Source organism: Synergistaceae bacterium, assembly GCA_012728235.1.
Taxonomy (GTDB): domain Bacteria; phylum Synergistota; class Synergistia; order Synergistales; family Synergistaceae; genus JAAYFL01.
Genome location: JAAYFL010000015.1, coordinates 1 through 2,460 on the forward strand (window position 1 = coordinate 1; position 2,460 = coordinate 2,460).

The 2,460-nt window shown below is 41.4% G+C and carries 3 protein-coding genes; 2 read left to right on the top strand and 1 reads right to left on the bottom strand.

The window, feature by feature from the left end; translation table 11 throughout:
* Positions 1–57: 57 nt before the first annotated feature.
* The gene (locus GXZ13_00740) at positions 58–708 is read right to left on the bottom strand and encodes an LUD domain-containing protein (GenBank protein ID NLX74372.1); all 651 of its coding nucleotides are present in this window, start codon (positions 706–708) and stop codon (positions 58–60) included.
* A 186-nt stretch (positions 709–894) separates the two neighbouring features.
* Here GXZ13_00740 and GXZ13_00745 point away from each other — a divergent pair, with 186 nt between their 5' ends.
* Entirely contained in the window at positions 895–1,164 is a 270-nt protein-coding gene (locus GXZ13_00745; GenBank protein ID NLX74373.1) for a YhdT family protein, read from the top strand.
* Positions 1,157–2,460: sodium/pantothenate symporter (panF, locus tag GXZ13_00750; protein NLX74374.1), on the top strand; the 1,304-nt coding region annotated here is incomplete at its 3' end. The genes GXZ13_00745 and panF, both read left to right, overlap by 8 nt.

The window sequence follows — 2,460 nt, forward strand, 5'->3', positions numbered from 1 at the left end:
AAGCTTTTGTTCCATAATCTTATGCAAAGTATTTTTCGCCAAACGGCTTGCATTATTTTAGTAGCCCAACCTCTCGCCTACTATAATCACATGACACTCTCTTCCCATTGGAGGTCTTTCAAACATAGTTACAATATGACATGCTCTTTCAGGTGAATTGCAGTCAGAGCAGTATCCTGTTGTCGCACAGGGAGTAGACAGATTAAGCCTGATCGTATTTGCCGGTGTTGCGATGTTACGCGCTCTGGACATGGCTTCATGAACTGTCATGGCTATTTTGTTTATTCCGGCTATTACAAGGAGTTTCCCTGGAGCCCAAGACATCGCTCCCACTCTGTTGCCTGTACCGTCTATATTTATTAACATGGCCTTGTCAAAGGCTATGGCATTTACGCTGGTCACTACCCAATCGGAAAGAAATTCTTTCATGAGAAGCACCCTGACCTCTTCCATGCCTAAATTTGGGTGCCAGTGATGAGCTGTCTGCGTGCCTCTCTTCTCTAAGGATTCTACAAGACCTATTTCTCTAACTGTCATAGATCCAGGAATACCTACTGTCGCAGTATTTGGAATTAGCTTTAGGGCTTCTTGGAGTGCGGACTCTTTGTCTTTGACGTACTGAGCTTTATAACCATGAGAGTTGAGTTTGTCACAGAGAGAAATACCTATTATTTCGTTTTTCTTTTCCATTGCTTCGCTCGTATTCATCAGAGTCACTCCCATTTTATTAATTAAGAATATGGCTATTTTTATAATTTCTCACGATAATTTCATATTATCAACTGTTTATTCTACCATTCTAATAGTTTTTTTACACTTTATCAAAGAAGTTTTTATTTCGCTTTTGCTTGTTATGACTTATACTTTGCTTTACTAAGGCTCTTTTGGGAGGTACTGATTTTGAAGAGTAAAGAACGCAATAAAATCATCAAAACAGAGACGTTTATAATTATTTGCCTATATCTTTTATTCTTTTTTTGGTGGTATTTTACTGCCTACGGTTTCGGGGATGACCCTTCTGAGTATAAATATATTTTTGGCTTCCCTGAATGGTTTTTTTATAGCTGTATAGTCGGCTACTTTATCGTAACTTTAGCTTTATGGGCTGCTGTGAAGTTTTTCTTCAAAGAAATGCCTTTGGACGAGGTAGAAAAAGATGATTGATAGAATAGAAATAATGATTCCTCTCGCTCTTTATTTAGCTTTAATTATGGCAATCGCCCTTTTCGCGAACAAAATTGCAGTTAGAAAAACCGATACTGCGGGCTTTATGGAAGAGTATTTTCTTGGCAGCCGCTCCATGGGCGGGTTCGTTCTTGCGATGGCAATAATCACCACTTATACAAGTGCAAGCAGTTTTATTGGAGGACCGGGCGTGGCATACAAGCTTGGCTTGGGCTGGATTTTGCTTTCTATGATTCAAGTTCCAACTGCTTTTTTAACTTTAGGAATTTTGGGAAAGCGCTTTGCAATCATAGCCCGTCGAACCAATGCAGTCACTGTTACAGACTTATTGCGTGCGAGATACAACAGTGATGCGGTCGTTATATTAGCGTCCGTCGCTCTCCTTGTTTTTTTTATGTCATCTATGTTGGCACAGTTCATCGGTGGGGCCAGACTTTTTGAATCTATTACGGGGTATTCATATCAGACAGGGCTGCTGATTTTCGGACTGACAGTGATAATTTATACTACAGTCGGCGGTTTTCGCGCTGTTATTCTTACGGACACGATACAGGGAATTATGATGGTAATGGCTTCAATTGCGATTCTTGTCGCAGTTATAGCGGCCGGAGGCGGTGTGTCCAATGTAATTTCTTCTCTGCACTCAATTGATCCCGGACTAATCACACCTAACGGAGCGGGAGAATCAATTCCTAAACCTTTCATCCTCTCCTTCTGGGTTTTGGTGGGATTTGGGATATTGGGACTGCCGCAAACCACTCAAAAGTGTCTCGGCTTTAGAGATTCTAAGTCACTGCACAGTGCAATGATAATAGGAACCGCTGTCGTGGGCTTTACAATGCTGACTATGCATCTGGCAGGAGCCATGGGAAGAGCGGTGCTTCCCGGAATAGAGATAGGAGATTTAGCGATACCAACTATAACCGTAAAACTTCTCTCCCCCTTTTGGGCAGGCATATTCATAGCCGGGCCTCTTGCCGCAATTATGTCAACTGTTGATTCAATGCTAATAATCTGCTCCGCCACGATAGTCAAAGACCTTTATTTTCACTACGTAGCTCATAACGATACGGCGCAACTTCCTCCAAAAAAAATTCGTTATATGAGCCTTATCGTGACAGGAGTTATTGGACTTATCGTGTTTTTTGCAGCCCTTAATCCTCCTGCTTTATTGGTTTGGATTAATTTATTTGCATTTGGCGGATTGGAAGCAGTCTTTCTTTGGCCAACTTTATTTGGACTTTATTGGGAAAGAGCAAATTCCACTGGTGCCAT

Excerpts from the sequence above, each read along its gene's own strand:
- GXZ13_00740 (NLX74372.1), bottom strand. The coding sequence starts at position 708 with ATGAATACGAGCGAAGCAATGGAAAAGAAAAACGAAATAATAGGTATT.